The sequence below is a fragment of the Promicromonospora kroppenstedtii DSM 19349 genome, from assembly GCF_000515355.1.
Taxonomy (GTDB): Bacteria; Actinomycetota; Actinomycetes; order Actinomycetales; family Cellulomonadaceae; genus Promicromonospora; species Promicromonospora kroppenstedtii.
This window is the reverse complement of sequence record NZ_KI911594.1, coordinates 29,102-33,236: the sequence shown is the minus strand read 5'-3', so window position 1 is coordinate 33,236 and position 4,135 is coordinate 29,102. Positions and strand designations below refer to the sequence as shown.

Here is a 4,135-nt window from a genome sequence, read left to right as displayed (position 1 = left end):
CGGCTGCCGCGCGGCTGGCGCCAGCGCGTCGCCGTCGCTCTGGAGCAGGTGGGCCTGGCCGACCGCGTGCACGACCCCGTGCACCTGCTGTCGGGCGGGCAGCAGCAGCGCATCCTCATCGCGCGCGCCCTGGTGCGCGAGCCGGACCTGCTGGTCCTGGACGAGCCCGTGGCCGGCGTCGACATGGCGAGCCAGGAGGCGTTCGCGGCCACGATGAGGCGCCTGGTCGACGGCGGTCTCACCGTGCTCGTCGTGCTGCACGAGCTGGGCGAGCTCGAGCCGCTGGTCACGCGCGCCGTCGTGCTGCGGCACGGCAAGGTGGTGCACGACGGCGCCCCGCCGCCCGCCCGCCATGACCACGACCGTGCGGGGCACCGCCACCAGCACCCGCACGCCGACGACAACACCCTGGACGCCGAGTCCCGGGCCCTGGACCTGGAGGTGCGCCCGTGATCATGCTCATGCTGACCGACCCGTTCATGCAGCGGGCGCTCATCGCCGCGCTCCTGGTCGGCGTCACCGCGCCCGTGGTCGGCACCTACCTGGTGCAGCGCAAGCTCTCCCTGCTCGGCGACGGCATCGGGCACGTGGCCCTCACCGGCGTCGCGCTGGGCTGGCTCGTGGGCGCGGGCATGGGCCTGACGCCCAACGACGCCCTCGCGATCCCTGGCGCCGTGGTCGCCGCCGTGGTCGGCTCCGTGCTCATCGAGGTCGTCCGTCGCCGCGGCCGCACCTCCGGCGACCTCGCTCTGGCCATCATGTTCTACGGCGGCATCGCCGGCGGCGTGCTGCTCATCGGCATCGCGGGCGGTTCCTCGGGCAACCTCATGCAGTACCTGTTCGGCTCGATCTCCACCGTGTCCGACGCCGACCTCTGGCTCACCGTCGTGCTCTCGCTCGTGGTGCTCACCGTCGGCGTCGGGCTGCGGCACGCGCTGTTCGCCGTCAGCCACGACGAGGACTTCGCCACCGCCTCGGGCCTGCCCGTCTGGGCGCTGAACGTGGTGGTCGCCGTCGTCTCCGCGCTGACCGTGACCGTGGCCATGCGCGTCGTGGGCCTGCTGCTGGTCAGCGCGCTCATGATCGTGCCCGTCGCGATCGCCCAGCAGGTCACGCACGCGTTCGGGCGCACCATGCTCACCGCCTGCGTCGTCGGCGTGGTGGTCTGCCTGACGGGCCTCAGCATCACCTACTGGTACAACGTCTCGCCGGGCGCGACTATCGTGGTGCTCGCCATCGGGGTCTACGCGGTGGTCTCCATGCTGGCGCCCCTGCTGAGCCGGCGGCGACCCGTGCACGACCCGCATCCCGACCTGCCCGACGACGTCGACCTGCCCGCGGCCGCCACCGAACGTGCGGCCGCCGCCGCGAAGGAGTGCCGCTGATGACCGCACGCATGACCCGCCAGCGCGCCGCCGTCGTCGAGACCCTCGACGAGATGGCGGACTTCCGCTCGGCCCAGCAACTGCACGAGGCCCTGCGTGCCCGCGGCGAGTCCGTGGGGCTGGCGACCGTCTACCGGGCGCTCCAGGCGCTCGCGGAGGCGAGCGAGGTGGACGTGCTGCGCGCGGAGGACGGCGAGAGCCTGTACCGCCGCTGCGCCCGCCGCGAGCACCACCACCACCTGGTGTGCCGCGTGTGCGGCCGCACCGTCGAGATCGACGGCCCCACGGTCGAGGCCTGGGCCTCGAAGGTGGCCGCGGCCCAGGGTTTCGACGACATCGAGCACACCATCGAGCTGTGGGGCACGTGCGCGGACTGCCGCGCCGCCGCACGGTGACCCGCGCACTGTGATCTGACGGCGCAGCCGGCCCGCTTCGGCACCTGATTCCACCGACCTCGGGGTGTATCGCAAGAACAATTCCGGTGTGGACCCATCTCGGCCGGAGTGCGTGGCAGGATGCGTGCATGACCTCACCACGGCGCCCCGCGGACCGCCGGGGCCCGCTGCCCGCCCGCGCCGAGGTGGTGGTGGTCGGCGGCGGCGCGCTCGGCGCGTCGGTGGCGTTCCACCTCGCCGAGGACGGCGTGGACGTGCTCCTCCTGGAGGCCGAGGAGCTGGCCTCGGGCAGCTCGGGCAAGCCCATCGGGGGAGTGCGCGCGCAGTTCTCCGACCCGGCCAACGTCGACCTGGGCAACCGCAGCCTGGACCTGTACGAGGACTTCGCCGTCCGCCCCGGCGCGGACATCGGGCTGCAGCAGCCGGGCTACCTGTTTCTCCTGCCGGACGCCGACGACGTCGCGCTGTTCGAGGAGTCCGTGGCGATGCAGAACGAGCACGGGGTCACCAGCCGCATGCTCGGCCACGACGAGGTGCGCCGCCTCAACCCGTACGTCGACGCCGACCGCTACGCCGGGGCGGCGTACGCCGCGCGCGACGGGTTCGCCTACCCCCACGCCGTCGTCGAGGGCTACGCGGCGGGCGCCGAGCGGCACGGTGCGACCGTCCGCACCCACGTGACCGTGCAGGACGTCGAGACGCGGGCCGACGCCGTCGTCGCGGTCTGGACCGACCAGGGCCGGGTACGCACGGGCGCCGTCGTGCTGTGCACCGGCGCGTGGACCCGTGACCTGGCCACGAAGGCAGGCCTCGACCTGCCCGTGGACCCGTACCGGCGGCAGATCGGGTTCACGCCGCGGCTGGACCCCGCGCCGCCGCGCATCCCGTTCACGATCGACTACGGCACCACGTTCTACTTCCACAACGCGGAGCCCGGCGGCCTGCTGCTCGGCATCGCGGACCCCGAGACGCCGATCGCGTTCGAGCGCACCTACGACCCGGGCTGGCTGCCGCTGCTGCGCGGGGCGATCGGGGGCTGCGCGCCCGGGCTGACCGACGTGCCGGTCGCGCGCGGCTGGGCCGGGCTGTACGAGATGACGCCGGACCACAACGCCCTGATCGGCGAGGCGACCGGCGTGCCCGGCCGCGTGCTGTACGCCACGGGCTTCTCCGGGCACGGGTTCCTGCAGGCCCCCGCCGTCGGCGAGGTGGTGCGCGACCTGTACGCGGGCCGCCCCCCGGCGATCGACGTGTCCGGGTTCAGCGCGGACCGGTTCGCCGCGGACGACGAGCCCACTCCGCCCACCACCAGCACCCGCACCACGAGCCCAGGGCGACGAGGCCCTGAGGCGAACATCATCTGAAGGACAAGGAGAGACCGATGCCGGCACCGGCGTTCCTCGAACCCTGGCAGCTGCGGGCCGCGTTCGCGCGCAGCCTCTCGGACATGTACGGCAAGGAGGTGCCCGCCTACACCACGCTGCTCGACGTGTCGCACGAGGTCAACGCAGACTTCGTGACGCAGCACGGCGCGGACGCCGAGCGGCTCGGCTCCATCGCGCGCGTCACCGCGGAGCGGCACGGCGCCATCCGGGTCGGCACCCCCACCGAGATGTCCCAGGTGGCGCGGATCTTCGGCGCCATGGGCATGCGGCCGGTCGGCTTCTACGACCTGCGGGACGCGTCCTCCAGCTCGGTCCCCGTGATCTCCACGGCATTCCGCCCGATCGAGCGGTCCGAGCTGGCCCGCAACCCGTTCCGGGTCTTCACGTCGATGCTGGTGACCGCCGACCGCCGGTTCTTCACCGCCGACCTGGAGCGGCGGCTGGAGAACTTCCTCGGCGCCCGCACGCTGTTCGGCCCGGACCTGCTCGCGCTGGCCGACCGCGCCGAGGCCGACGGCGGCCTGCCCGAGGACCACGCCGCCGAGTTCCTGCGCCTGGCCACAGCGGCGTTCGAGCTGTCCGCCGAGCCCGTGGACCAGGCCTGGTACCGCGAGCTGGAGGCGGTCAGCGCCGTGGCGGCCGACATCGGCGGCATCGCCTCCACGCACATCAACCACCTCACGCCTCGCGTGCTGGACATCGACGACCTGTACGCGCGCATGGAGGCGCGTGGCATCACGATGATCGACGCGATCCAGGGCCCGCCGCGCTGGGAGGGCCCGGACGTGCTGCTGCGGCAGACGTCGTTCCGCGCCCTGGCCGAGCCCCGCACCTTCCGTACCGCCGACGGCGAGATCGTCAGCGACTCCCTGCGCGTGCGGTTCGGCGAGGTCGAGGCCCGCGGCATCGCCCTGACCCGCGCCGGCCGCGCCGCGTACGACGCCGCCGTGGTCGAGATCGACGAGGCGGC

General features: G+C 73.6%; 5 protein-coding genes. All 5 read left to right on the top strand.

The window, feature by feature from the left end:
* Nucleotides 1-453: ATP-binding cassette domain-containing protein (locus tag PROKR_RS03175; RefSeq protein ID WP_036959456.1), on the top strand; the 453-nt coding region annotated here is incomplete at its 5' end.
* Nucleotides 454-455: 2 nt separating this feature from the next.
* Entirely contained in the window at nucleotides 456-1,385 is a 930-nt protein-coding gene (locus PROKR_RS03170; protein ID WP_036959470.1) for a metal ABC transporter permease, read from the top strand.
* A complete protein-coding gene (locus tag PROKR_RS03165) occupies nucleotides 1,385-1,780 on the top strand; it encodes a Fur family transcriptional regulator (protein ID WP_036959469.1) in 396 nt (131 codons plus the stop codon). Before PROKR_RS03170 ends, PROKR_RS03165 begins: the two co-directional genes overlap by 1 nt.
* Nucleotides 1,781-1,908: 128 nt before the next feature.
* Entirely contained in the window at nucleotides 1,909-3,144 is a 1,236-nt protein-coding gene (locus tag PROKR_RS03160; protein WP_051432627.1) for an NAD(P)/FAD-dependent oxidoreductase, read from the top strand.
* A gap of 17 nt (nucleotides 3,145-3,161) precedes the next feature.
* Nucleotides 3,162-4,135, top strand: a 974-nt coding sequence (gene hglS / locus PROKR_RS03155) for a 2-oxoadipate dioxygenase/decarboxylase (protein ID WP_036959467.1), incomplete at its 3' end; no start/stop codon positions are given.

Bases quoted from the DNA above. Each gene is read 5' to 3' on its own strand.
- PROKR_RS03170 (WP_036959470.1), top strand. From the start codon at position 456: ATGCTCATGCTGACCGACCCGTTCATGCAGCGGGCGCTCATCGCCGCG.
- PROKR_RS03160 (WP_051432627.1), top strand. From the start codon at position 1,909: ATGACCTCACCACGGCGCCCCGCGGACCGCCGGGGCCCGCTGCCCGCC.
- PROKR_RS03165 (WP_036959469.1), top strand. From the start codon at position 1,385: ATGACCGCACGCATGACCCGCCAGCGCGCCGCCGTCGTCGAGACCCTC.